Here is a 22,708-nt window from a genome sequence, read left to right on the forward strand (position 1 = left end):
GCATGTCGTATTCCCAATGGATTGCTGGCGAGTTCCGCCAGGGCGAATCCACTCAGCGTTTTACCGTCATCAGCCCCAGCACTGGCCAGCCGCTGGGCGATTACGCCCACGCGACGCAGGCAGATGTGCAGGCTGCCATCGACGCGGCAAGCCAAGCGCTGCGTACATGGAGCAAGACCTCGGCCCTGGAGCGATCGACGATGCTGCGCCGCGTGGCCGCACTGATGCGCGAACGGGGGGAGGTCATCGGCACGCAGATTGCGAACGAACTGGGAAAGCCCCTGGGCGAGGCGCAAAAGGAAGTGGTGACCGCCGCCGAGATGTTCGAGTGGGCGGCCGAGGAGGCACGGCGCATCTATGGCCGTACCATTCCCGCACGTACCGCGGGCGTCACTCAGACCATGGTGCTGGAGCCCATTGGCGTGGTGGCTGCGTTTGCGGGCTGGAACGCGCCCGCCATCACGCCGGCGCGCAAAATCAGCGGCGCGCTGGCAGCGGGCTGCACGATCGTCATCAAGCCATCGGAGGAAACTGCGGGCGTGGCGCTGCACATCGCGCGTGCGGTACAGGACGCGGGCGTGCCCGACGGCGTCGTCAACATGGTGTTTGGCGATCCCGGCGAAATCGCCGACCAGCTCAGCGCTTCGCCGCAGGTGGCCATGGTCACCTTCACGGGCGCCACCTCGGTAGGCAAGCAGATCGGCGCCCTGGCCGCGCGCACGATGAAGCGTGCTACGCTGGAACTGGGTGGCCATGCGCCAGTGATCGTCTGCGACGATGCCGACGTGGACCGTGTGGTGCGTATGGCCGTGGCCACTAAGTACCGGAACGCGGGCCAAGTCTGTACATCGCCCACGCGCTTTCTTGTGCAGGCGGGCGTGTTTGACGCTTTCTGCACGCGCTTCGTGCAGGCCGCACAAGCCTTGAAGGTTGGCGATCCGTTCGATGCGGCCACGCAAATGGGGCCGCTCAAGAACCTGCGCCGCCTGCAAGCCATCGAGCAGATGGTGCAAGATGCGCGCAAGCGAGGTCTAACCATCGCCACGGGCGGCGAACGCATTGGCACCGAAGGCTTCTTCTACCAGCCCACGGTGATTGTGCAGCCTTCGATCGATTGCGAAGCAGCCAACATCGAGCCCTTCGGCCCGGTAGCGCTGATCAGCCCATTCGCGGAGTTGGATGACGCCATTGCCGAAGCCAACCGCCTGCCCTTCGGGCTGGCGTCCTATGCGTTCACCAATAATCTGGAGCGCGCCCACCGCCTCGCAGGCGAGATCGATAGTGGCGTGGTCTGCATCAACGAGTGGCAGGCCTCGCTGCCCGAAACCCCCTTCGGCGGTCACAAAGACAGTGGCCTGGGCTCGGAGGGCGGTATCGAGGGCCTGCAAGAGTTCCTGCGCGTAAAGTGCGTGCGCCAGGGGGTGTCAGCATGACCCCGGTGTTGGGTTTCGTCGGCGTGGGCGTGATGGGCGAAGGCATGTGCCGCAACCTGCTGCAGAAATGCGGGTTGCCAGTGCACGTGGCCGACGTGCAGGCCGAGAACGTGGCGCGCCTTGCGGCGCTGGGTGCGGTGGCGTCGAGCGTGCTGAGGCTGCGCGACACGGCGCACACGGTGTTTCTTTCGCTGCCTTCGATCGATCAGGTGGAAGCGGTGTGCTTTGGCGCCGAGCCGCTCATTGCTCCAGGCGGAACGGTGAAGACCGTGGTGGACATGAGCACCAGCGATGTACCGCGCACCCGCGCGCTGGCGGAGCGCTTGGCCGCACACGGCGTGGGATTTCTCGATGCACCCGTGGCCCGCAGCCGCGAGGCCGCGAACAATGGCACGCTGCTCGTCACCGTGGGCGGACCGGACGACCTGTTTGAGTCCGTTTCGCCTTGGCTTCGCTGCATGGGCTCGGACGTGGTGCACTGCGGCGGCGTTGGCGCCGGGCAGGTGGTCAAGATCATGAACAACATGGTGCTGCTGTCCACGGTCAACGCACTGGCCGAGGCCATGGCCATTGCCGAGGCCGCTGGCGTGGACAAGGCGCTGCTCGCCAGCGTGCTGCGCCTGGGTTCGGCCGATTCGTTCGCGCTTCGGCTCACTGGCGAGAAGCTGGCTAAGGACGAGTTTCCTGAAAAGCTCTTTCCTACTGCCTACGCGCTTAAAGACCTGCGGCTCGCATTGGCTCTGGCGCAGTCCTCTGGCATCACACCGGCAGTGGCCCAGGCCACTGCGACGTTGCTGGACGAGGCCTGCGCACGCGGCTATGCGATGAATTACTACCCGGTGATCTATCGTTTGGTGCGCGCTTAAAAAACATAGCAGCTCGCGCTTTGTCAGCTTATGTTTCGGTATGAAAACTGCCTGAAAACGTTGCACACAAAGCGCAAGCAGATCATGTTTTCATAGTTGCCCCGCCTCGCGCATCAGCCAGTCCTTGAACGCTACGATTTTGTCGGAGTGACGCTGCAGCGCCGGGGTGACGATGTATTGCCCCTGGCCTGTGCGCAGCTGGCGCGCAAATGGGCGTACCAGGCGGCCGGCCTGGAAATCGGCGTCTAGCATGTGCTGCTGTCCGATGGCGATGCCAAGGCCGTCCATGGCCGCCTGCCAGGTCAGGATAGAACTGCTGAAGACCATCTTCTCTGCGGTCTCGAACATGCCGGGCATGCCAGCATATTCGAGCCAGCGCGGCCAATCGTCCTTGCGGTACCTGGAGACCAGCAATCGCTTGCCGCGTAAACCCTCGGGCGTGGCCGTTCCCTCGATGAAGCCAGGCACGCAGACCGGCTCCACAATGTCCTCCAGAAGCAAGGTAGCCTCGGCGCCGGGCCAGGTGCCGTTGCCCAGCACGATGGCCAGATCGCACTTTTCAGAGCTGAAATCCAGCGGCGCATTGCTGTTGAGGATGGATATCTCCACATCCGGGTACTGCGCCTTGAAGTGCGGCAGGCGCGGAATCAACCAGCGCGCCGTGAGCGTCGTGTAGGTGCGCAGGCGGATGACGTTGTTGGAATATTTCTGCGTAATGAAAGCGGTGGCGGCGGAGATTTCCTGGAACGCCGGACCGATCCTACGTGCGTAGCTTTCTCCGACCTCGGTCAGTCGTACGCCAACCCGTTCGCGCGCAAAGAGCTGCACGCCTAGATACTCCTCCAGCACTGCCACCTGTCGGCTCACAGCCGACTGACTCACGTTCAACTCGGTGGCCGCCAGCGTGAGATTGTTGGTGCGTGCGACGACTTCAAAGACCTTGAGTGGATTAAGTGGGGGTGTTTTCATCGGAATGTCATTGTCCGGCATCCCAATTGGACTTATCAAGACCGCTCTGGGCGGGTGCCGGCCGTCACTCGCGTCGTAAGTGGGCATTGCCAGCCGCGCTTTTATCTGCGGGTGTGATCATTTCAAAGTGACATGACACTGCCACTAGGCTAGTAGTTCACCAATTTCCAGTGTCAACGTTAGCAGTCATCCAGCGATCCAAGCAGTGCGGCCCCAATCAGCCTGAAGTCGACTTTGCAGCGATTGCGGCTGATCACGGAAAGGATTTGACCTTCCGCAAAAGGTGCGAAAGCGGTCTTCAAGAACGCCGACTGATTCCCTGTGATGATGCCAAAAAGCGGGCGTCGCATCGCCGTCACCCTGTCGCTGGAACTACAAGTTTGGCTAAAGCCGAGATGATCTGACAGCGCGAATGTAGGCCAAAGCACGGCCGGCATGGGGGTGCACACGTCGACCTGGGTGCCATCGCACGAGCGTTTACATTTGACTAGACAATCAGAAAAAACGTTAAGGGGGAGGAACGGAACATGGATACGGCCGAGAAGGCAGCTGCCATCAAGCTGCTTCACCTGAGCGATCTTCACTTTGGGTTAAACCAACAGGATTGGATGTGGCCGACCTTCCGGACTCAATTCTTCGACGACCTCAGGAACCTCCACGGACGCACCGGTCCTTGGGACTTGGTGATTTTCTCGGGCGACCTGACGCAGCGCGGGAGCGTTGCTGAATTCGACAAGCTGACAGAGCAGCTGCGGGCTCTTTGGACGCACTTCAAAAATCTGGGATCCGAGCCGCAATTGATTGTCGTGCCGGGCAATCATGACCTTGCCCGCCCCAGTGACATGGACCCCGCGGGACGCGTCATGACGCAGTGGTGGAACGATGCCGCCGTCCGCGATGATTTCTTGAAGTCCGCTGACTCGGTCTACCGGGTTGCGGTTACAGGTTGGTTTCAGAACTACGTGAACTGGTGTGCGCGATTGGCTCAGGTCGTGCCGATGGTGAGCACCACCCAGGGCCTTCTTCCAGGTGATTTTTCCGCCACGATAGAAAAGAGTGGCTTGTGCCTGGGCGTTGTCGGGCTGAATTCCGCATGGCTTCAGCACTCTGAAGGAGATTTCTTTGAGCGCTTGTGCCTCCATCCGCGACAGCTGATTGCCGTCACGGAACATGACCCGGATGGATGGTGTGCCAAGCACGACTTCCGATTGTTGGTGACCCATCATCCGGTGAACTGGCTGCACAGTGAATCCCAAGAAGATTGGACTGCAGAAATTAATACCCCTGGGCGCTTCGACGCACATCTGTTCGGGCACATGCACGAAGGCAGGTCTACCAGTGTGGCGATCTCAGGTGGCGCAAGCCGGCACTCAATCCAAGCTGCATCGCTGTTTGGGTTGGAGCAGTATGGCACCAGCCAGGTTCGGCGAGATCACGGCTATTCGGCAATTCACATCCCGCCCATGCCCGGCACCCGCGGTCTGCGCGTCTGGCCTCGAAAGCTCATCTCTCGCGATGATGGCTCGAAGAGGATGGGGGCCAATCAGAACTGGGAACTGATCGAAGACAGCTACGCCGACCTCATGATTGGAGCCGGCGCGGTCGTCGTCGCGAAGACTGACGACGCCGTACCCGACCCGCTCGACACTGCTTCGAAGATCCCCAACATTCTGGCGCGACTCGTCCGACCGGACACGTTAAGTGAAGCGTACACCGTCGTGCGCAAGGCAGAGCAGACGCTCTTCTTGGCCGCGTTGAAGGAGAAACGGCAAGCTTGGCTTGTCACGGACTGGGGCCTCGGCGGCGACGAGTTCATCCAGTGCGTGCAGCAACAGATGCTTGGTCGGCGCGGCAGCATCTATTTCCTGGATCTTCACGACTATCGAACGCAGGAGGCGGTGTTGCAAGGCCTGCCTGAGCGCATTGGCTGCAGTCTTCCGCGCCTCTGCAGCGGGCTGGCCGACGAAGGTCAGGTGATCTTGGTTCTGGACGATCTGGAGTTGGAGTCAGGCTCCAATGGTGCCGGTGGCGGAATCTCCCAGGAGATTGAGGCATTGGTCCAGGCGATCCTGGATTTCTGTCCTGAGCTGGCGGTCGTGGTGCGTTCCCGCGTAGCACCCGCATCGACCTCGATGCGGATCGTCGAGCTGAGCCCCCTGGACGAAGCAGATACTGCGCTGTACGTTTCGGCGCATCAGCGGGGCAGCGAGCATCTGGCCAAGCACGATGCGATCTTGCGTCTGCATCGTCACACGGATGGAATTCCGTCCCGCATCGATTCGACGTTGCGGGATCTGCAGATCGTTGGCCTGCAGGGGCTCTTCGAGCTGGATTCGGACGTAGCAGGCAAGCAGGCTGAGAGTCGTGATGCGTCCCCAGCTTTGGTGCGCACTATTCAGGATCTTGCCAAATCTAAAGACGAAGGAAGTGTCAGGTCGTACGCTCTGCTCAAGGTGTTGTCCATGTTCCCGCAGGGCGAGCAGCTTTCGCGGGTGAAGCGATTCTTTGGGGCTCGGGCGTTCTATCCGCCTCATGCATCGAGGCTTATCGAGCTTGCCCTTGTCGACGCTGTGAGCGTCAATGCTCTGGGCCGTGAAAACACCTTGCACGATCAAGGACGGGCTTTGGTGGTCCGGCGCCCGGTGCGAGAGTATGTTGTTCAGTCGTTGACGGAGTCCGATCACCGCACGCTGAGCGCGAAGGCGCTTGCGCTGTATTTCGGTGGCGACTGGGAACAGCGAGGGATTCGTCCACCGCCAGACCTGAAGTTCAAGGACTCGCGCTGTGAGGCGCGCGAGATCGCCAATGCGTGCACGATGGTGCTTCGCGCGACGAGGGCAGCTACCGATTCAGGCAACCTCGCGAGGATTCGCTCGGTCCTGGCGCTGGCCACGTCGTTCGCGGCGCAGCTGCGGACTGGTGACCACTTTCGCAGCATTGCGAGCTTGTATGACGATGTACTGCCGCTGCATGAGCGTGCAGCGACAGGCCTGGATCTTGATCCGGCCCGCCTCCAGCACGCGCAAGCCTTGCGCATGATTGACGAATATGCCCGCGCTGCTGCCCTTTTGCGCCGGTGCGAACTCACCGTGAAGACCAAGGCAATGAAGCAACAGGTTCTCTTGAACCTCGCAATGCTCAGCGACACGGTTGGAGACGATCCCGCCGAGACACTCGACCTCGCGCGAAGGTGCGAACGGGTCGATCCCAAGACGACATGGGGGCTTCAGGCGAAGGGAATCGTCATCGCAAACGATGATGCGTTCAAGGCTGATCGGGACAACCAGCTGCGGCTGCTGCAAGAAGAGGCCAGGAAGCGCAAGTCCTATGTCTTGTCGAACAACCTGGCCATCCAGCGCGCTGCAGACACAAAGGACCCGGAACGAAAGAAGGTGCTGCTGCAGGAAGCGGCCCGGACGGCTCGCGATGAGAACGATGCATACAACCTGGTGCGTGCATCGATTTCACTCGCGAAAGCGGGGTTGAAAGAGTCGGGCGTTTTGACGGCGGAGCAGATGCTGGACTGCACACGGGCGTACGAATATCTGTACAACCAACGCATTGACTCGCTGTTCCGCAATTGTCACAACGTCCTGTGGCAATCCTTCAGCGCCACCGGTGACAACGACAACCTTCTGAACCTGTTTCGGCAGAGCTCGCTGGTATGGCGCCTCCGCGGGCAGGTCGGCATTGAGCGCGGCTACGTGGAGCGTCTCCTGTCGCGTCTTGGCGAGGATGCCAGCGCGGGCGTACTCAATGCGGACCGGAAGCTGCTGTATTTCATAACGCGTAGTATTCAGCTCACATCTGACGCTGCCGCGCTGCCCGGCTCTAAACCAGACTCGACCGCCGCCCTGGAAGGGCCAAGCAATCTCGCTTGAGTGCTCGAGGGCAGCCAAGCCGGAACGGGCATTGACGTAGCGTTGCACACGCGCACTACGATTGGTCATGCCCCTCTATTAAATGACTACGCTCGAAACTTTGGAGCAGTTCAGGGAAAAAATTGCCGCTAAGCACCGTTAGCTCGATGACCGGTGTTGGCAATTGCTGCCGTTCAGGCACTCAAGCGCGAACGACTCAGATCAGCATAAAGCCGCCCTCAACTGCTGCTTGAAGCCGTCCTCGTCAGTCAGCAGTACTTTTTTCCACTCGCGGGCTTCGGCATCGCCCACTGGCAGCTTGCCGCGCAGCTGCACGTTGAGCCAGTTTCCGAAGGCTATGTCGCAATTACGTGTTGCACAGTTCGCCCGAGGGCTTCTTGCAAGCAGCAAGCCGTATCAATCGCACGCTGATAGCGCTCCAGCATTCGCCGCCAGCCCAGATAGCTGGCCAGGTACCTTGTGGCAACGCCGTGAAAGCGGCTCATCCATTGCTTGAGCCTGCCGTGATACGCATTGACGTTCTGTATGTGCAAGGCGCCTTGTATCCGCTGCCCCTTGCGGGCATGCACAACGCAATGGGTGATGCCACTGGTTCGCGCGAAGGCCGCATAGACAGCTGCGCCATCCGTGCACAAGACCGCGTCGCGATCGATCAAAGGGGTCAGTGCGTCAGCCACATGCGCCGCATCGAGCTTGTCTAGCTGAAAGTCGGCCGTGTGACCCTGCCGATCGCGCACCACCATGACCGGGATCTGGTCCTCACCCGTTCCTCGGGTAGCGCCTACTCCGCCGCGTTTGCGCGCTGATCTCGGCAAATGGCGCTGTCCCTTGAGGGATTGAAGAAAGAAGGTTTCATCGGCTTCGACTATCCCGCCTTGATGCGTAGCCTGATGCTCGGATGCGGCCCTGAGAAAGCGATGTCGCCACAGGAAGGCCGTGTTCTTGCTGATGCCGCATTGCATGGCCGCCTGCCTGATGGGCAGTCCATCGATCAAGGCTTGGCAGTAAGCCGGCCATCTGTCGGCTTTGCGCAAATGCGCCAAAGGGGTGGCCGTCAGGGTATTGCAGGTGCGCTGGCAGACGCGGCAGCGGTAACGGCGCAGTCCACGACTCCAACCCCAGGCAGCCAGTTCCGTCGCCCGTGCGTGGCAGTGCGGGCAATGTCTCAGATCCGGCAAGACTTGCTCCAGAGCATCTGGGACGGCTGGCGCTAAAAGCGCCTGTTGCAAGGCAGTTCTCTGCCGGGCGCTGAGCTGACCGAGTTGGGCCAGCCAGTGGCTGAAGGCTTGTGTGTCCATGGCGTGCCTCCTGCAAAGAGTCGCTGTCTACAGGCTACTCCTTTCAACACGTAATTGCGACATAGCCTTTCCGAAGGCTGCGGGCCAATCCATGTACTGCCAGTCATGTGCAAACTGGGCTTCTTCGGGTATCTCTGCGCGCAGAGGGTCCAGCCAAAGTGCCTCTTGGTCGTCAAGCTCTTTAAAGCGCTCGTCATCCCGGCTCCAGCCCGCTGGCAGGAGCTGTTGCAACTCGGCAGCCAGCGAAACCAGCTCGTCCACCAGCGCGTCTAGCAACTCCTCGCGGCGCTCCCGGGTTGCCAGGTTGGCGTCGGGGGCCGACTCCAAAAACACCCGTAGCGCCCGCACGGCGCGGCGCACTTCGGGGCGGGCGATGAATAGCCGCTCGAACACCAAAGCGGCATGCACCGGCGGCCGCACCGCGCTGGCCTGCCACTGGGGCGGCAGCTACGACAGCAGGTAGTTCATACCCCGCCGCTCGCTGTTGAGCTGGCTGATGTTTTGCGGTTTGGTGCCACCCATGTTCTGCACGGCCAGGCCGGGGTAGTCATGGAACACGCCGTCATGCATCTTGCGCTCGCGCCGCGCCTGGCGGGCGGCCTTGTTGGCTTCGCCAAAGCGGTCTTCCTGCACCTGGGTATGTACTGCATGCGCCAGCGATGTGGCGTACAGCGGGGCCAGCAGGGTGTAGTGGGCATCGTCGCAGGCGTCGGTGCCTGTCAGCCAGTAGAGCTGTTTGGCCAGGGCGTGGCTGCTGGGGCTTTCAGCTCGGGGCTGGGTCAGCGACACAAAGGCATCGCGCAGCTTCTCGGCTTGTGCCGGGTCGGCATGCAGCGCAGCCAGCGCGTCCGCATCGTGCGCCAGTAGGGCAGCGAGCAAGCTGCGTCCGTTCACTTCCAGCTTGAGCAGCTGGTTTCAAGCAGCTCAGAAAACGATGCGTGGCTTTTCCATCGCGACGATTTCACAACTGCCGCGCAGGCGGCTTACCGAATATCGGTAAACGATATAAAATCTCTCAATCCATGGCGATCCTCTCTTTCAAATGCCAGGACACCCAGCGTCTGTTCACCAGCGGCAAGACACGGCGTTTTGCAAACATCCAGTCCGTGGCAGAACGCAAGCTGGCGCAATTGGACGCTGCGCAGACGCTGGATTTTTTGCGCAGCCCGCCAGGCAACCGGCTGGAGCTGTTGATCGGGGATCGCCAAGGCCAGCACAGCATCCGCATCAACGACCAATGGCGCGTGTGTTTTGTTTGGACGGAAAAAGGTGTCAGTGATGTGGAGATCGTCGACTACCACTGAGGCAGTCGGCGACGTGAACGGCCATTTGTGGTGACGATGGCTTGGAGCAAGGAGATAGCAATGTTCAAGAACGGTATGCGCCCCATTCATCCCGGAGAGGTGCTGCGCGAGGATTACCTCAAGCCCATGGACATGAGCGCCAACGCCCTGGCCAAGCAATTGCGTGTACCGGCTTCGCGGATCAATGACATCGTGCTGGAGCGCCGCGGCATCACTGCCGATACCGCGTTGCGTCTGAGTCGTTTTTTTGGCGGCGATGCGCAGTCGTGGTTGAACCTGCAGACGGCCTACGATTTGCGGGTGGCTGAGCTTGATGAGACCCTCCAAGCTGCCGTAATGGCCGTGCATCCCCTCGAATTGCAGGCGGCCTGAACGATGCCTCATCTCTTGACCGCGAAGCCCAGGGCCTCGTGAAACCACCAGCCGTTATCGTTGTGCGGCAGACTGGCAATCGCATAGCGCTTCGCACATTGCTCCAGCGACAAGCCCTGCGCTTGCGCCACTGCAGCCAGTTCCTCTATCAAAGTTACCTGCGGCCAGGGCGAAACGCTGCGTGATGCCAGTTGCGCTGCAGGCACCGAATGGCACAGGCTTTGGTGGATGGGCACGTAGAGCTTGTCGTAGCGCCGCTCCCCGTCTTGTTCGCGGTGCAGTCGCAGGGTTTCTTCCTCTTCGTCCGACAGCAGGGCCACGTCGTCGCGTGGCTGTGGGTCGTAGCGAAAGCGCTGGAATTGCGGTAGCAGGCCCGTGAGCCATAGGGACCGAGGCGTGTCGGGCTAGGGCTCGAGTCACTGCAGGCAGGCCGCATGGGTGGGCGTTGTGGTGCCTTGCGGTTTAGGCAGCAGGCTGTCGTGCATGCGTGCGTGCTCTAGGTCTGTCCAGCGGCGGCTGCGCACCAGCTTGTCGGCTGGCAGTGCAATGCGCGGTTGTGCATCTACCGCCCAGGCCTTGGCTTCGCCCACCTCCCGCCCTAGCAGGTCATGCAAGTGGTGAGATTTGAGCTTGAACGGCGCATGGGCTGTCTCAAACCCGGGCTTCTCGTAAGCGGGCTTTTGGGGCTTTTCGTAGTGCCGCAGATTGCTGTCCAGCACCACCATGTTCACCCCGCCCACAGCCCCTGGCCGGTGCCGCCGTACGCGCCCGGCCAGCTGGATGAGCGAGCGCATGGACGATGGCTCGACCACGGCCCAGTCGTAGTCGTAGTCGTGGTCGCGGCCCACTTCGGTCACGGGGCTGCCCAGCACGATGAAGAGGTGGTGGGGCTCGGGGTGGGCGTCGATGAGGACGCGCAGGGCGGGGCGGCGCAGCGCGAGGTCGTGGCTGGCTGGGGTACCCCGGCGATTGAGCAAGGTGTCCAGTTGCTGCTCGATGGCCGAGCGCAGCAGCAGAGGGAACTGCGAGTGGTACACGCACAGGTGGATGCGCACCTGGCCTTGCAGCGCGGGCGGCAGTGCATCAGATGCATACATGGCCAAGCGCAAAAGCAAACTCCGTAAACCTTGCTCGCGTCACTGGACATGCTCGATCCTGGACGGATCGTGGCTAGAGCCACCTAATCGCGATTCCAGGCGGCCATCAGCATGGAGCCAATTTCATCAGCGCCAACATCTTTCTTTGCGGAAGTGCGCTGCGCGGAGGCCCGGCCTTTCCGCGTGCCGCCTTGGGCCACTTTAGGAGTGCCTGAATCGACCAAGAGCCCGCTTAGCAGTACCCGGTAGAACTCCTGGAAGGCCTCCTCGAGGGTCAGATCTGCTTGGGCGAGGAATGCTGGGCGGCGCAGCCTGAGTGCAGCACCAAAAATGAGCTCGGACACGACCAGTCCGTGGCAGGGGGCGAAGACGCCTTGGCGCACGCCATCGTCGATGAGCTGGGAAAGTCTCATGGTGCGAACCTGCTGGTAATGATCAAAGATGCTTCTTGCAGTGGCGGAATCTTCAATGTCTTTCAGGAACTGGACACCGATGCGGCCAGCTGCTCGGACGCCGACGTCCAGGTAGGCGGCAAGCGCAGCCGTCAAATTCTTTGTGCTGTGGATTAATGCCTCTCCTTGTTCCAAGAGGTCGTCGAAGAAGCGTTTCACTACGGCACTGAAGATTTCCTCTTTCGTCTGCGCAATGTCGTAGAGGCGGCGCCGCGAGCAGTGCAGGCGTGCAGCAATTTCGCCCACTGTTAGGCCTTTGATGCCTTCCGTCAGGAGCAGTTGGGTCAGCGCATCGAAGAACTCCTCGTCTGTGAGCTTCTTTTTCATGCGGGTTTCTCCCAGTGAAATATGGTACCGAATCAATTGACTTGGTACCAGTTGAGGACGTCTAATGGTACCAATTTACAGCAAATGGTACCGCCTGAACAGCGTGCATGACGCATCGCCGGGTGCAGAGACTTCCATTTGCACGTTGCAGCTGCAGACATGAAATTGTCGGCGATGACTGCTCCACGACCCGGACCTGAACGGAGACGCACCGCGATGAATCTGCTGGATTTTTTGATGCTGGCGTTGCCAGCTACCCAGATGCTCCTTGCTTCGTGGACTGCGGGCGCGACGCGCCGGCCATCACCTACGAGCAGGCGGGAGCCCTGACTTGCCAGATCGCTCGGGGACTGCAGACCCTGGGGCTCGCTCCTGGCTTTCATGGTGCAGTGCTCAGCGGCAATGCCGGGGCCGCCTTCGTGGCGCTGCTCGGGGTGTTGCGCGCGGGGGGGGGTTGGCTACCCGTCAATGCGCGCAACAGCGTGGAGACCAATGTCGAGTTCCTGCAGGACATGGACTGTGATGTTCTTTTCTATCAGGCCCGCTATGCGGACCAGGTTGCTGAGATCCGCGGCCAAGTTCCTCGCATTCGTCACTACATTGCTCTGGAAGAGGCCGATGGGCCGGATCTGTCGGTCCCTGGGTTGATTCTGGGCCAGTCCCCCGAGATGTACGCAGCGCCGTTGCAGCCGGAGGGGCTGGCCATGATCATGGGTACCGGTGGCACCACGGGGCGTTCGAAGGGCGTCATGCTCAGCCATCGCAACCTCACTGCGACCATGGCCAACCACATGTCGGCCATGAGCATCACTGATCGCATGACTGTCTTGGCGGCGGCGCCGATCACCCATACGGCGGGGCTGGTGTCACTACCTTTCATGGCGCGCGGTGGCCGCGTCGTGCTGATGGATGGGATTGATCCGCAGAACTTGCTCAAGGTGATGGAGCAGGAGAGGGTCAACATGTTGTTCCTTCCTCCTACCGTCATCTATACGTTGCTGGCACAACCCAACGTCCGCGATTTTGACTTTTCCGCGCTGCGCTACCTCATGTACGGTGCCGCTCCCATGTCGCCCGACAAGTTGGCGGAGGCTATCGGGGTTTTCGGCCCTGTCATGCTGCAAATTTATGGTCAGGCAGAAGTGCCTGGCGCGATCTCCGTGCTCCGGGTCGAGGACCATTTCGTCGACGGGCAGGTGGCGCCCCGCCAGCGCCTGCTGAGCGCAGGGCGCCGCTTCCCATTCACGCGGGTGGCCATCATGGACGAAGACGGCAATCTGCTCACCCAGCCAGGGGCGGTGGGCGAAATCGTCGCGCAGGGCGACATCGCGACTGCGGGTTACTACAAGAACGCTGAGGCCACGGCCGAAGCGCAGCGCCATGGCTGGCATTGCACCGGTGATGTGGGTTACTTCGATGAGCAGGGGTACCTGTTCATCGTCGACCGTAAGAAGGACATGATCGTCACGGGAGGCTTCAACGTCTTCTCGTCCGAGGTCGAAGCCGCCGTCATGGCGCATCCGGCCGTTAAGGACTGCGCCGTCATCGGCGTGCCTGATGACAAATGGGGCGAGGCCGTCAAGGCGGTCATCGAGCTCCGCCCAGGCCAGTCGGTGGAGCCGCAGGTGCTCATCCAGTTCGTCAAGGCCCGCCTAGGCAGCGTCAAGGCGCCCAAGGATGTCGAGATCGTCGCGCAATTGCCGCGCAGCACGGTGGGCAAGGTCCTGAAGAAAGAAGTCCGCAAGAAGTATTGGCACGCACAGGAGCGAATGGTCTCCTAACTGCAGCCGCTTCGATTCAACGCACGTTTGGTGATTCAACCTGGAGGTATCGCAATGCAAGAGCCCGTTCTCGTCGCCGGTGTCGGCATGACCCCTTTCAAGAAGCCAGGAGACAACCTGCCGTATCCGGAAATGGCTGCGCAGGCAATCCGCCAGGCGCTGCAGGACGCCCGCCTAGCGTACGCCGATGTCCAGGAAGTCTATGCGGGCTATGTCTATGGCGACTCGGCCAGTGGCCAGCGCGCGGTCTATGAGGTTGGCATGACTGGGGTGCCGGTGATCAACGTCAACAACAATTGCTCCTCTGGCTCCACCGCCTTGTACCTCGCGCGCAAAGCGGTGGCGAGCGGCTCGGCCGATTGCGCGCTCGCGGTGGGCTTCGAGCAGATGCCCTCTGGCGCATTGAAGGCGTACTGGGATGACCGACCAGACCCGCTTGATCGCTTTAACGGGGTCGTGGACGAGGTGTACGGCCATCCCGAGTTGCCCATGGCGATCCGCTATTTTTCCGCTGCGGGTCGCGAGCATATGGATCGGTACGGTACTTCGCTGGAAACCTTCGCCAAGATCCGCGCCAAGGCGAGCCGCCATGCCGCACGAAATCCCTTGGCGCTGTTTCGCAAGGAAGTGACGGTGGAGGAGGTGTTGGCAAGCTCGCCCCTGGTGTCCGGCACCATGACCCGCCTCATGGCCTGTCCGCCGACCTGCGGAGCCGCTGCCGCGATTTTCGTCAGCAAGAAGTTTGCTCAAAAGATGGGGCTCAATGCCGGCGTGCAGGTGCTTGCACAGTCACTGGTGTCCGACCGTCCCGGCGCGTTCGACGACAAGTCGGGGATTTCCGTGGTGGGTTTCGACATGACGCGTGAGGCCGCCCGGCAGGTCTATGAGGCCGCTGGTGTGGGGCCGCAGGACATCGACGTGTGCGAGCTGCACGACTGTTTCGCACAAAACGAGCTGCTCAGCTACGAGGGCCTTGGCTTCTGCGCCGTCGGCGACGGCCAGGCCTTCGTCGAGTCCAACGGCAACACCTATGGTGGCGCGGTCGTCGTCAACCCTTCGGGTGGGTTGCTGTCGAAAGGTCATCCACTGGGTGCGACCGGTTTGGCGCAGTGTTACGAGCTGACCCACCAGATCCGCGGCAGCGCCGAGGAGCGCCAGGTGAAGGATGCGCGGTTCGCCCTGCAGCACAACGCCGGTCTGGGGGGCGCTACCGTGGTGACACTGTATGGCCGGGCAAGCTGAGGAGCCCATCATGGGCAAACGCCTGGAAGGCAAGGTGGCCTTGGTTACCGGTTGCGGATCATCGGGGCCCGGCTGGGGCAACGGCAAGGCCATGGCCGTGCTATTCGCTCGCGAGGGCGCCAAGGTCTATGGCTGCGACATTCATCTTGACGCGGCGCGGGAGACCGAAGCGATCGTGCGACAGGAGGGTGGGGCGATGAGCGTCGCCCAATGCGATGTGACTGATGCTGGCGCAGTGGAACGGTTGATCCAGGACTGCATCGCCACTTATGGTGACATCGACATTCTGGTGAACAACGTTGGCACCGCCCGCCTGGGTGGGGTCGTCGAGCAGAGCCTGGAGGACTGGCGCTTAGTCTTCGACATCAACCTCACTTCCATGTTCCTGACCTGCAAGCATGCCATTCCCTCCATGCTCAGGAAAGGAAAGGGGAGCATCGTCAACATCGGCTCGGTGGCCGGCGTGCGCGACAGCGGCGTGGCCTATGTTTCCTACAGCGCCTCGAAGTCTGCGGTGCTCGGCTTTTCGCGCAGCGTGGCCCTGCAGTATGCCAAACAGGGCATCCGCTCGAACGTGCTGATGCCCGGCCTGATGAACACGCCGATGGTTCGGCAACCGTCACTGGCCCTGGCAGACGGATACCAAGAGGCTTCTCTGGAAGAAACGATGGCCAAGCGGGACCGACAGTGCCCCATGGGCCATATGGGAGAGGCATGGGATGTGGCGTACACGGCCCTATGGTTGGCCAGCGACGAATCCAAGTACGTTACTTCAGCCGAAATCATGGTCGATGGCGGCATTTCAGCCCGCATCGGCTGACCAGCAGTGCATTGAGATCAACAACAGGAGACAGATCATGGGTGATTTTGCGAATTGGTTCAGGAAAAGCATTGTGGTCGCCGCGGCGGCCACAATGGGACTCGTGTCCACTGGGTACGCACAGGCCAAACCCGAGAAATTCAAGATCGGCGGCGTGCTGTCCCTCTCCGGCCCGTATGGCTTGCTGGGCGAGGACATGCGCCGGGGAGTGCAGATCGCCGTGGAAGAGCGTGGTGGCAAGGTGCTGGGCGTTCCGGTCGAAATCAACTGGGAGGACGATGAAACCAAACCCCAGCCGGCTGTTCAGAAGGCCACCAAGCTGATCTCCGAAGGTTCGCACATGATCTTCGGGGCGCTGAGCTCAGCCTCCACGCTGGCGGTCATGAACTTGACCAAGCAGCGCAAGATTCCCCACCTCGTCACCATTTCGGCGGACGACAAAATCACCGTGCCTGGTGGATCCCGCTACACGTTCCGCACGTCCAATAACCTGGGCATGGAAAATCGTATGGCGTTGGCGTACATGCAGGACAGAAAACTCAAGAAGATCTACATAGTCACCGCTGATTACCAAGCCACACGCGATGGCTACGAGTGGATCAAGAGTCAAGTTGGGTCCAGCGGCATACAGATCGTAGGTGAGGATTTCCCGCCCCTGGGTAACCGCGACTATTCATCGATCGTTGACAAGATCGCCAAATCCGACGCCGACGGCGTTCTGCTGATGCTGACAGGGTCGGACGTTGTCACCCTGCTCAAGCAGGCTGGCCAGGTGAACTTGGGCAAGAACAAGTTGCTTTTTGGACCTGTGGCCGCCGATGAAACCATGGCTGCGGCTGTGGGACCAGCTTCGCTGGGCGTCAATTCCGGTTTGCGCTACGACCACTCCATCGACACCGCCGCCAACCGCAAGTTCGTCGAGGCCTACCGCAAGAAGTTTGGCATCTTCCCCAGCATGACGGCCGGGGAAGCTTATGACGGAATGGCTTGGTGGCTGGATACGGTGGAAAAGACCGGCTCCTGGGACAAGGAAAAGTGGGTGGACGCCTTTGCGATTAGTGTTCGCGAGAACTCTGTCGAAGGCAGGAAGACCATGCGCGCATGCGACCACCAGGCCTTGCAGCCGGGCTTCTGGGGTGAGGTGGTGCAAGGCACCCCGCCGGCACCCGCCTTGACGATGAAGATCACCAAGATCTTCCCCGAAGAAAAACTATTCGCGGCCTGCAAGGGCTGAAGAACGCGCCGCGGGGCGGGCTCCGGGGGAGTCGTCCGCGGAGCATTGGCCGCTCCTTCCCGGTGAATCGATATGTCAACTATTGTGATTGGCTTGAGCCTGGGCATGCTGCTGTTCCTTTTAGCAGCGGGCCTGACACTCATCTTTGGCATGCTGGGCGTGATCAATTTCGCCCACGGCGCCGTCTACATGCTGGGCGCCTACATCTCTTATGAGACGGGAAGGCGCACGGGATCTTTTCTCATGGGTGTGCTGGCTGCGACGCTGCTCACCGCCCTGGTGGGGGCAGTGGTCGAAAAACTGACGCTGCGCCCGCTCTACGAGCGCCCCCATTTCTACCAGTTGATCCTGACTTTCGGGCTGATTCTGGTCCTGAGCGACTTGGTGCGCTTCATCTGGGGGCCCGGCTACCAGGAAGTGGCGATCCCACCGTTGTGGAGTGGCACGGTGGACATGTTGGGCAGCACGATTCCGATGTACCGGCTGTTCGTGATTGGGTTCGGTGCGCTCATTTCAGTGGGGCTGTACCTGGTGCTGGAGAAGAGCACCTTCGGCATGCTTGTACGGGCCGCGAGCAGCGATGCGGAGATGGTGCGCATCCTGGGGCTGCCGGTAGGCGCGATCCGCATGGCGGTCTTCGCCATCGGCTGTGGTCTGTCCGGGCTCGCCGGTGCGATTGCGGCGCCGTTGTTTCCTATCGAACTGGGCATGGCTACCAACACCATCATCGACTGCTTCATCGTTGTGATCCTAGGTGGCCTCGGGAACATACGGGGGGCTATTGCCGCGTCGATGCTGATCGGCATGGTCCGCGCCCTTGGCTATGTGTACCTGCCCGGCTGGGTGGACATCATGACTTTCGTGCTGCTTATCGGCACCCTCCTGACACGCCCGCAGGGCCTGTTCTACCGGACAGCGAGGACTGCATGAAGCTCTCCAGATTTGATATCTACTTTGGCATCCTGTTGGCTGTGGCGGGCATCCTACTGCCTCTCCTCCGACCGGGAGAGGCCTTGATCCAACTGGTCACTCTGGCCGCCATTTGGGCAGTTTTCGCCGTCGGATTCGATTTCGTCTTCGGATCGCTGGGCATGGTGTCGTTTGGACATGCCACCTTCCTGGGGGTGGGTGGCTATGCTGTGGCACTGGCGACCCAGAAATACGGTCTGCCGTTCTTTTGCGGGGCGGGCATCGCCATTGCCGTAGGTGCGGCTTTCGCCTTGTTTTTCAGCTTTTTTGCCCTGCGGGTCTCCGGCATCTTCTTCGCGCTGGTGACCTTGGCACTGTCCCAGTTGATTTTCATCCTGGCAGACAGCAAGCTGCGAGGCTTCACGGGTGGATCAGATGGCATTTCCGGCGTCGAGCGCCCCGGATTTCTGGGCATCGACTTCTACGATCCCATCAATTTTTACTGGTTCGTTCTAGGCGTGTATGCCTTGGTCATGCTTGCCGTGATTTCCCTGCGCAGTTCGCCGTTCGGCCGCGCGATAGCGGCGATCCGGAGTAACGAGACCCGTGCGGATCAACTGGGCTTCAATGTCAATCGCTACAAACAGATCACATTCGTGATCTCGGGGGCGCTCAGTGGCCTAGCGGGAGCATTGCTGGCATCACTGCTGATGTACATGAACCCGCAAATGTTGCATTGGACGACCTCAGGGGACGTGATCATCATGACCCTGTTGGGCGGCTCCGGCTCGCTGTGGGGCGCCACGGTTGGTGTGATCGTCTTTGAAATTCTCAAGGAATGGCTGAGCAGTTGGACCGAGTACTGGTACGGCGTGCTGGGCACCGTGTTCATCCTCGCGACCATCTTTTTTCCGCGCGGCATTGTCGGTGAACTGGAGAAGGGTTTCGCTGCCTACCAGAACAATCGCCGGGGAGGTGCTCGATGACCCAGGTAGCGCTCAAATGCGAGGGCGTGACTGTGAGTTACGGTGCCCTGAGGGCTGTCAACGACGTCAGCCATGACTTTCAAGAAGGCCGCGTCTACGGCCTGATTGGGCCCAATGGCGCTGGTAAGACGACGCTGCTGAACGTATTGGCAGGGCGGCAGATGCGCCATCGCGGAAGGGTGTTCTGCGGCGGCCAGGAAATTAGCCAGCGCCCCGCTTACGAGCGGGCTCGCATGGGTATCGGGCGTAGCTTCCAGATCATCAAGATATTCGGCGAGATGACGGTGGCGGAGAACCTGCTGATCGCTGCCCAGTCCCGCCGACCGGGATTCCAGCCCTTCTGGATAAGCCGCAGCTTCGACAAGCAGTTCCGCGAGCAGCTGGATGCCACGCTTGAGCTGACTGGGCTTGCTGCACACCGCGATGACATTGCGGGTACGTTGCCCTATGGCTTGCAGCGCTCGCTCGAACTGGGCGTGACCTTGATCCCGGATCCCAAGATTCTGCTGCTAGACGAACCCCTAGCCGGCATCGGCCACCATGAAATCCAGGCGGCGCTGGAGTTGATCCAGAAGGTTTCGCAGGGGCGAACGGTGCTTCTGATTGAACACAACATGGACGCGGTGATGTCGCTTTCCCATGAAATCGTGGTCATGAGCAACGGCTCGGTGATCGCGTGCGGGTCTCCAGAGGCTATTCGCAAGAACGAATCGGTGCGGTCGATTTACCTAGGGGAGGACGCCCTGTGATCGAGCTGGAAAAAGCAAGTGTCAAGTATGGACAAGCTCTGGCGCTGGAAGAAATTTCCCTTCGGATTGATTCCCATGAAATCGTCGCCATCGTTGGGCGCAACGGCGCAGGTAAGACAACCTTGTTGAAAGCGCTGATGGGCCTGATGCCTCTGGTGGCTGGCCGGCGTCTGCTGGGTGAGCAAGACATTTCAGGACTGGGCGTGGAGGCCATCGCCAAGCTCGGCGTGGCGCTGGTGCCGGATACGCGTCGGATCTTCCCCAACCTGTCGGTGCTAGAAAACCTGAAGATCGGCGCACTGCTCCACCAGCCCGGGCATTGGACCCTTGACCGGGTGCTGGAAGCGTTTCCGCGCCTGGGAGAGCGACTGAATTTCAGCGGCGATCAGCTCTCTGGTGGGGAGCAGCAGATGCTGTCGATCGGGCGCGCCTTGCTGGGCAACCCGCGCATCCTCTTGCTCGACGAGCCTACCGAGGGGTTGGCTCCGGTCATCGTGGACCAACTGGTCCGGGTATTCAGCGAGGTCCATCGTCAGGGTACCGGCATCGTTCTGGTGGAGCAAAACCTCAAGGTGCCGATGAAGCTGGCCCATCGCCAGTATGTGCTGGATCACGGCCAAGTCGCCTGGTCTGGCACGGCGCAGGAGTTGGATGCGCAGCGCGCCCACGTCGAGGGCCTCATCACGACTGGTGCAGCGGCTTGATCCCGTCATGTTCACCACATTCCATCTCCAGACAAGCCTATGAATTCACAAACCATCGCACGCATAGTGCCCCTGCATGAAAGCGACCCCAGGTCCCGAGATCCGGTGCTCGAAGAACTGGTGGATTTCGTCGGCTACCGGCCGAACGCGCTGCTGACCATGGCACGCAAGCATGGCGTGGTGCCCGCACTGCTCAACCTAATGGGCGTGACGCTGCGCGGCGACGGGCTGCTGGCGGAGTCGCTACGGTTTTTGATCGCCACGGAAGCCTCGCGCAGAGCACGCTGCTGCTACACGACGACGCACCTCGTCCATGCCGCGCACCACCTGGGCGTTTCTTGGGACAAGCTGGCCGCGTTGCCTTCCTACCAGGAAGATCCCCGATATACGGAGCAGGAGAGAAAAGCGCTGGCCATCGCCACCGCCGGGGGCAGCCTGCCGGTGCGCAATCCAGCGCAGGCCATGGGGCAGGCCAAGCAATTCTTCTCCGATGAAGAAATCGTGGAGATCGTGTCCTGCGTGGCCATGGTCGGATGGTTCAACCGCTGGAATGGCCTGATGGGTTCGGTGCTGGAGTCTGTGCCGTCGGAGGCAATGGTCCATGTTCCCTGGCTCTGCGAATTGGAAATCTAAGCATGCCACGCGTTGAAATTTCATGCATTTGAGGACGTAGGCCATGTACAGTCGTATCCATGAACCCCACGCATGCACGCTGACCGATGCATTGAGTGAATGGGCCATCAGCCGCCCCGGCATGCCTTGGCTGCAGGATAGCCAGGGCAACGCTCTCACTGTCGGGCAGGCCTATGCTGGCAGCCAGCGGTTTGCCAGCTTTCTGTGTCAACTGGGCGTACAGGCAGAGGAGCGCGTTGGCGTGTTCATGTCCAACAGCTGCGCCATGGTGGCAACTGTGTTCGGCATTGGCTACCTGCGGTCTACCGCGGTGATGCTCAATACCGAGCTACGCTCCTCATTCCTGCGCCACCAGTTGAACGATTGCCAACTGGCAACTATCGTGGTGGATGCACCGCTGGTCGAACACATCGTTTGCCTTGCCGATGAGCTCCCTCACCTCAAGACGCTGGTCGTGTTGGGAGATAGTCGTGCTGCCGTGCCCGACCACTGGCGCCAGGTAGCTTGGACGGACAGTAGCACCTGCGTGCCGTGGGAAGGTCCACATCCGCAGCCCCAAGACATCTTCTGCATCATGTACACGTCCGGCACTACCGGGCCGAGCAAGGGTGTCTTGATGCCTCACTGTCACTGTGCCTTGATTGGACTGGGGGCGATACGCAGTCTGGAAATCACTGCGGCCGATAAATACTACATCTGCCTTCCCCTGTTCCACGCCAATGGCCTTTTTATGCAGCTAGGGACCACAGTGCTGGCGGGAATCCAGGCGTTCCTGAAGCAACGCTTCAGCGCCAGCACCTGGCTTGCTGACATCAGGGAGTCCGGCGCAACGCTGACAAACCATCTGGGCACGACGGCCATGTTCGTCATCAATCAGCCGCCCACGGAGCAGGACCGGAGCCACCGCTTGCGCGCGAGTCTGAGCGCCCCCAACCCTGCCCAGCACGAAGCCGTATTCCGCGAGCGTTTCGGCGTGAAGGACGTATTGTCTGGATTTGGCATGACCGAGGTCGGTATCCCTATCTGGGGGCGGGTTGGGCACGCCGCGCCGAACGCGGCCGGCTGGGCACACGAGGACAGGTTCGAAATTTGCATCGCCGACCCTGAGACCGATGTGCCGGTGTCTGCCGGGCAGATTGGTGAAATCCTGGTGCGGCCCAAGGTGCCATTCGGCTTCATGGCAGGCTACCTGAACGTTCCGGCGAAGACGGTCGAGGCATGGCGCAACCTCTGGTTTCATACAGGTGACGCTGGAATGCAGGATGCGCAGGGGCTCATCACCTTTGTGGACAGAATCAAGGACTGCATACGTCGCCGGGGTGAGAACATCTCGGCCACGGAGGTTGAGGCCGTAGTGGGCCAGTTGTCCGGCATCAATGAAGTGGCGGCCTACGCTGTTCCTGCGCAAGGAGCAGGAGGGGAGGACGAGGTGATGCTCGCCCTGGTGGCAGCCGAAGGCGGGGTACTTGATATGGCGGACATCGTCCGTCAGGTCAGCGCCCAGTTGCCGCGCTTCGCCAAGCCGCGCTATCTCCGCCAGATGGACAGCTTGCCGAAAACGGCGACGGGCAAAATCCAGCGCGCGATACTCCGTCAGCAGGGTAGCGCTGGCGCTTACGACACTGAGGCCGAGGGCGCCCAATAAGCAGGA

Annotated in this window: 20 protein-coding genes and 1 pseudogene; 15 read left to right on the forward strand and 6 right to left on the reverse strand. The window is 60.9% G+C overall.

Features of this window, described 5'->3' with window-relative positions:
* Window positions 1-2: 2 nt before the first annotated feature.
* Both ACDELDRAFT_RS00320 and ACDELDRAFT_RS00325 read left to right on the forward strand, forming a co-directional pair.
* The gene (locus tag ACDELDRAFT_RS00320) at window positions 3-1,433 is read left to right on the forward strand and encodes an NAD-dependent succinate-semialdehyde dehydrogenase (RefSeq protein WP_005792697.1); all 1,431 of its coding nucleotides are present in this window, start codon (window positions 3-5) and stop codon (window positions 1,431-1,433) included.
* Window positions 1,430-2,299 (forward strand): NAD(P)-dependent oxidoreductase, encoded by an 870-nt coding sequence (locus ACDELDRAFT_RS00325; RefSeq protein WP_005792698.1) that lies wholly within the window; start codon window positions 1,430-1,432, stop codon window positions 2,297-2,299. The genes ACDELDRAFT_RS00320 and ACDELDRAFT_RS00325 overlap by 4 nt, the downstream gene beginning before the upstream one ends.
* 90 nt (window positions 2,300-2,389) lie before the next feature.
* Here ACDELDRAFT_RS00325 and ACDELDRAFT_RS00330 read toward each other — a convergent pair whose 3' ends face one another.
* A complete protein-coding gene (locus tag ACDELDRAFT_RS00330; RefSeq protein WP_040327590.1) occupies window positions 2,390-3,268 on the reverse strand; it encodes a LysR substrate-binding domain-containing protein in 879 nt (292 codons plus the stop codon).
* 527 nt (window positions 3,269-3,795) lie between these two features.
* Between ACDELDRAFT_RS00330 and ACDELDRAFT_RS00340 the strand changes: the two genes are divergently transcribed.
* Window positions 3,796-7,149: a metallophosphoesterase family protein gene (locus ACDELDRAFT_RS00340; protein WP_005792700.1), complete on the forward strand. Its 3,354-nt coding sequence runs from the start codon at window positions 3,796-3,798 to the stop codon at window positions 7,147-7,149.
* A 335-nt stretch (window positions 7,150-7,484) separates the two neighbouring features.
* On the opposite strand, the gene ACDELDRAFT_RS00345 is transcribed toward ACDELDRAFT_RS00340, so the two are convergent.
* Both ACDELDRAFT_RS00345 and csy1 read right to left on the reverse strand, forming a co-directional pair.
* A complete protein-coding gene (locus ACDELDRAFT_RS00345) occupies window positions 7,485-8,447 on the reverse strand; it encodes an IS1595-like element ISAcde2 family transposase (RefSeq protein WP_005792702.1) in 963 nt (320 codons plus the stop codon).
* A gap of 27 nt (window positions 8,448-8,474) precedes the next feature.
* Window positions 8,475-9,356 (reverse strand): annotated as a pseudogene (gene csy1, locus ACDELDRAFT_RS00350) (type I-F CRISPR-associated protein Csy1).
* Between the two features lie 113 nt (window positions 9,357-9,469).
* Here csy1 and ACDELDRAFT_RS00355 point away from each other — a divergent pair.
* The gene (locus ACDELDRAFT_RS00355) at window positions 9,470-9,751 is read left to right on the forward strand and encodes a type II toxin-antitoxin system RelE/ParE family toxin (protein ID WP_005792705.1); all 282 of its coding nucleotides are present in this window, start codon (window positions 9,470-9,472) and stop codon (window positions 9,749-9,751) included.
* A gap of 60 nt (window positions 9,752-9,811) precedes the next feature.
* Complete coding sequence (locus ACDELDRAFT_RS00360) at window positions 9,812-10,123, forward strand: HigA family addiction module antitoxin (protein WP_005792706.1); 312 nt, start codon at window positions 9,812-9,814, stop codon at window positions 10,121-10,123.
* An 8-nt stretch (window positions 10,124-10,131) separates the two neighbouring features.
* On the opposite strand, the gene ACDELDRAFT_RS00365 is transcribed toward ACDELDRAFT_RS00360, so the two are convergent.
* The 3 genes from ACDELDRAFT_RS00365 to ACDELDRAFT_RS00375 form a co-directional block, all read right to left on the reverse strand.
* The gene (locus ACDELDRAFT_RS00365; RefSeq protein ID WP_005792708.1) at window positions 10,132-10,443 is read right to left on the reverse strand and encodes a hypothetical protein; all 312 of its coding nucleotides are present in this window, start codon (window positions 10,441-10,443) and stop codon (window positions 10,132-10,134) included.
* A 96-nt stretch (window positions 10,444-10,539) separates the two neighbouring features.
* Entirely contained in the window at window positions 10,540-11,220 is a 681-nt protein-coding gene (locus ACDELDRAFT_RS00370; RefSeq protein WP_005792709.1) for a hypothetical protein, read from the reverse strand.
* A gap of 83 nt (window positions 11,221-11,303) precedes the next feature.
* Window positions 11,304-11,999 (reverse strand): TetR family transcriptional regulator, encoded by a 696-nt coding sequence (locus ACDELDRAFT_RS00375; protein WP_005792710.1) that lies wholly within the window; start codon window positions 11,997-11,999, stop codon window positions 11,304-11,306.
* Window positions 12,000-12,274: 275 nt separating this feature from the next.
* On the opposite strand from ACDELDRAFT_RS00375, the gene ACDELDRAFT_RS00380 reads away from it, so the two are divergent.
* The 10 genes from ACDELDRAFT_RS00380 to ACDELDRAFT_RS00425 all read left to right on the forward strand — a co-directional run bounded on the left by ACDELDRAFT_RS00380 (window position 12,275) and on the right by ACDELDRAFT_RS00425 (window position 22,702).
* A complete protein-coding gene (locus ACDELDRAFT_RS00380) occupies window positions 12,275-13,780 on the forward strand; it encodes an AMP-binding protein (protein ID WP_005792712.1) in 1,506 nt (501 codons plus the stop codon).
* Window positions 13,781-13,834: 54 nt separating this feature from the next.
* The gene (locus tag ACDELDRAFT_RS00385) at window positions 13,835-15,022 is read left to right on the forward strand and encodes a lipid-transfer protein (RefSeq protein ID WP_005792713.1); all 1,188 of its coding nucleotides are present in this window, start codon (window positions 13,835-13,837) and stop codon (window positions 15,020-15,022) included.
* A 10-nt stretch (window positions 15,023-15,032) separates the two neighbouring features.
* On the forward strand, window positions 15,033-15,842 hold the full coding sequence (locus ACDELDRAFT_RS00390; protein WP_005792714.1) for an SDR family NAD(P)-dependent oxidoreductase: 810 nt from the start codon (window positions 15,033-15,035) through the stop codon (window positions 15,840-15,842).
* 37 nt (window positions 15,843-15,879) lie between these two features.
* Window positions 15,880-17,076, forward strand: a complete 1,197-nt coding sequence (locus ACDELDRAFT_RS00395; RefSeq protein WP_005792715.1) for an ABC transporter substrate-binding protein — start codon at window positions 15,880-15,882, stop codon at window positions 17,074-17,076.
* A gap of 72 nt (window positions 17,077-17,148) precedes the next feature.
* Window positions 17,149-18,006: a branched-chain amino acid ABC transporter permease gene (locus ACDELDRAFT_RS00400; RefSeq protein WP_005792716.1), complete on the forward strand. Its 858-nt coding sequence runs from the start codon at window positions 17,149-17,151 to the stop codon at window positions 18,004-18,006.
* Complete coding sequence (locus ACDELDRAFT_RS00405; RefSeq protein ID WP_005792717.1) at window positions 18,003-18,971, forward strand: branched-chain amino acid ABC transporter permease; 969 nt, start codon at window positions 18,003-18,005, stop codon at window positions 18,969-18,971. The genes ACDELDRAFT_RS00400 and ACDELDRAFT_RS00405 overlap by 4 nt, the downstream gene beginning before the upstream one ends.
* Window positions 18,968-19,720: an ABC transporter ATP-binding protein gene (locus ACDELDRAFT_RS00410; protein ID WP_005792718.1), complete on the forward strand. Its 753-nt coding sequence runs from the start codon at window positions 18,968-18,970 to the stop codon at window positions 19,718-19,720. The genes ACDELDRAFT_RS00405 and ACDELDRAFT_RS00410 overlap by 4 nt, the downstream gene beginning before the upstream one ends.
* A complete protein-coding gene (locus ACDELDRAFT_RS00415) occupies window positions 19,717-20,424 on the forward strand; it encodes an ABC transporter ATP-binding protein (protein WP_005792719.1) in 708 nt (235 codons plus the stop codon). The genes ACDELDRAFT_RS00410 and ACDELDRAFT_RS00415 overlap by 4 nt, the downstream gene beginning before the upstream one ends.
* Before the next feature lie 39 nt (window positions 20,425-20,463).
* Complete coding sequence (locus ACDELDRAFT_RS00420) at window positions 20,464-21,057, forward strand: carboxymuconolactone decarboxylase family protein (RefSeq protein WP_005792720.1); 594 nt, start codon at window positions 20,464-20,466, stop codon at window positions 21,055-21,057.
* Between the two features lie 43 nt (window positions 21,058-21,100).
* Complete coding sequence (locus tag ACDELDRAFT_RS00425; RefSeq protein ID WP_005792721.1) at window positions 21,101-22,702, forward strand: AMP-binding protein; 1,602 nt, start codon at window positions 21,101-21,103, stop codon at window positions 22,700-22,702.
* Window positions 22,703-22,708 lie beyond the last annotated feature (6 nt).

The organism is Acidovorax delafieldii 2AN, from assembly GCF_000175235.1.
GTDB classification, from domain to species: domain Bacteria; phylum Pseudomonadota; class Gammaproteobacteria; order Burkholderiales; family Burkholderiaceae_C; genus Acidovorax; species Acidovorax delafieldii_B.

What these genes read in the sequence shown, in the direction of transcription:
- ACDELDRAFT_RS00320 (WP_005792697.1), top strand. Translation starts at nt 3, where the DNA reads ATGTCGTATTCCCAATGGATTGCTGGCGAGTTCCGCCAGGGCGAATCC.
- ACDELDRAFT_RS00325 (WP_005792698.1), top strand. Translation starts at nt 1,430, where the DNA reads ATGACCCCGGTGTTGGGTTTCGTCGGCGTGGGCGTGATGGGCGAAGGC.
- ACDELDRAFT_RS00330 (WP_040327590.1), bottom strand. Translation starts at nt 3,268, where the DNA reads ATGAAAACACCCCCACTTAATCCACTCAAGGTCTTTGAAGTCGTCGCA.
- ACDELDRAFT_RS00340 (WP_005792700.1), top strand. Translation starts at nt 3,796, where the DNA reads ATGGATACGGCCGAGAAGGCAGCTGCCATCAAGCTGCTTCACCTGAGC.
- ACDELDRAFT_RS00345 (WP_005792702.1), bottom strand. Translation starts at nt 8,447, where the DNA reads ATGGACACACAAGCCTTCAGCCACTGGCTGGCCCAACTCGGTCAGCTC.
- ACDELDRAFT_RS00355 (WP_005792705.1), top strand. Translation starts at nt 9,470, where the DNA reads ATGGCGATCCTCTCTTTCAAATGCCAGGACACCCAGCGTCTGTTCACC.
- ACDELDRAFT_RS00360 (WP_005792706.1), top strand. Translation starts at nt 9,812, where the DNA reads ATGTTCAAGAACGGTATGCGCCCCATTCATCCCGGAGAGGTGCTGCGC.
- ACDELDRAFT_RS00370 (WP_005792709.1), bottom strand. Translation starts at nt 11,220, where the DNA reads ATGTATGCATCTGATGCACTGCCGCCCGCGCTGCAAGGCCAGGTGCGC.
- ACDELDRAFT_RS00375 (WP_005792710.1), bottom strand. Translation starts at nt 11,999, where the DNA reads ATGAAAAAGAAGCTCACAGACGAGGAGTTCTTCGATGCGCTGACCCAA.
- ACDELDRAFT_RS00385 (WP_005792713.1), top strand. Translation starts at nt 13,835, where the DNA reads ATGCAAGAGCCCGTTCTCGTCGCCGGTGTCGGCATGACCCCTTTCAAG.
- ACDELDRAFT_RS00390 (WP_005792714.1), top strand. Translation starts at nt 15,033, where the DNA reads ATGGGCAAACGCCTGGAAGGCAAGGTGGCCTTGGTTACCGGTTGCGGA.
- ACDELDRAFT_RS00395 (WP_005792715.1), top strand. Translation starts at nt 15,880, where the DNA reads ATGGGTGATTTTGCGAATTGGTTCAGGAAAAGCATTGTGGTCGCCGCG.
- ACDELDRAFT_RS00400 (WP_005792716.1), top strand. Translation starts at nt 17,149, where the DNA reads ATGTCAACTATTGTGATTGGCTTGAGCCTGGGCATGCTGCTGTTCCTT.
- ACDELDRAFT_RS00405 (WP_005792717.1), top strand. Translation starts at nt 18,003, where the DNA reads ATGAAGCTCTCCAGATTTGATATCTACTTTGGCATCCTGTTGGCTGTG.
- ACDELDRAFT_RS00410 (WP_005792718.1), top strand. Translation starts at nt 18,968, where the DNA reads ATGACCCAGGTAGCGCTCAAATGCGAGGGCGTGACTGTGAGTTACGGT.
- ACDELDRAFT_RS00420 (WP_005792720.1), top strand. Translation starts at nt 20,464, where the DNA reads ATGAATTCACAAACCATCGCACGCATAGTGCCCCTGCATGAAAGCGAC.
- ACDELDRAFT_RS00425 (WP_005792721.1), top strand. Translation starts at nt 21,101, where the DNA reads ATGTACAGTCGTATCCATGAACCCCACGCATGCACGCTGACCGATGCA.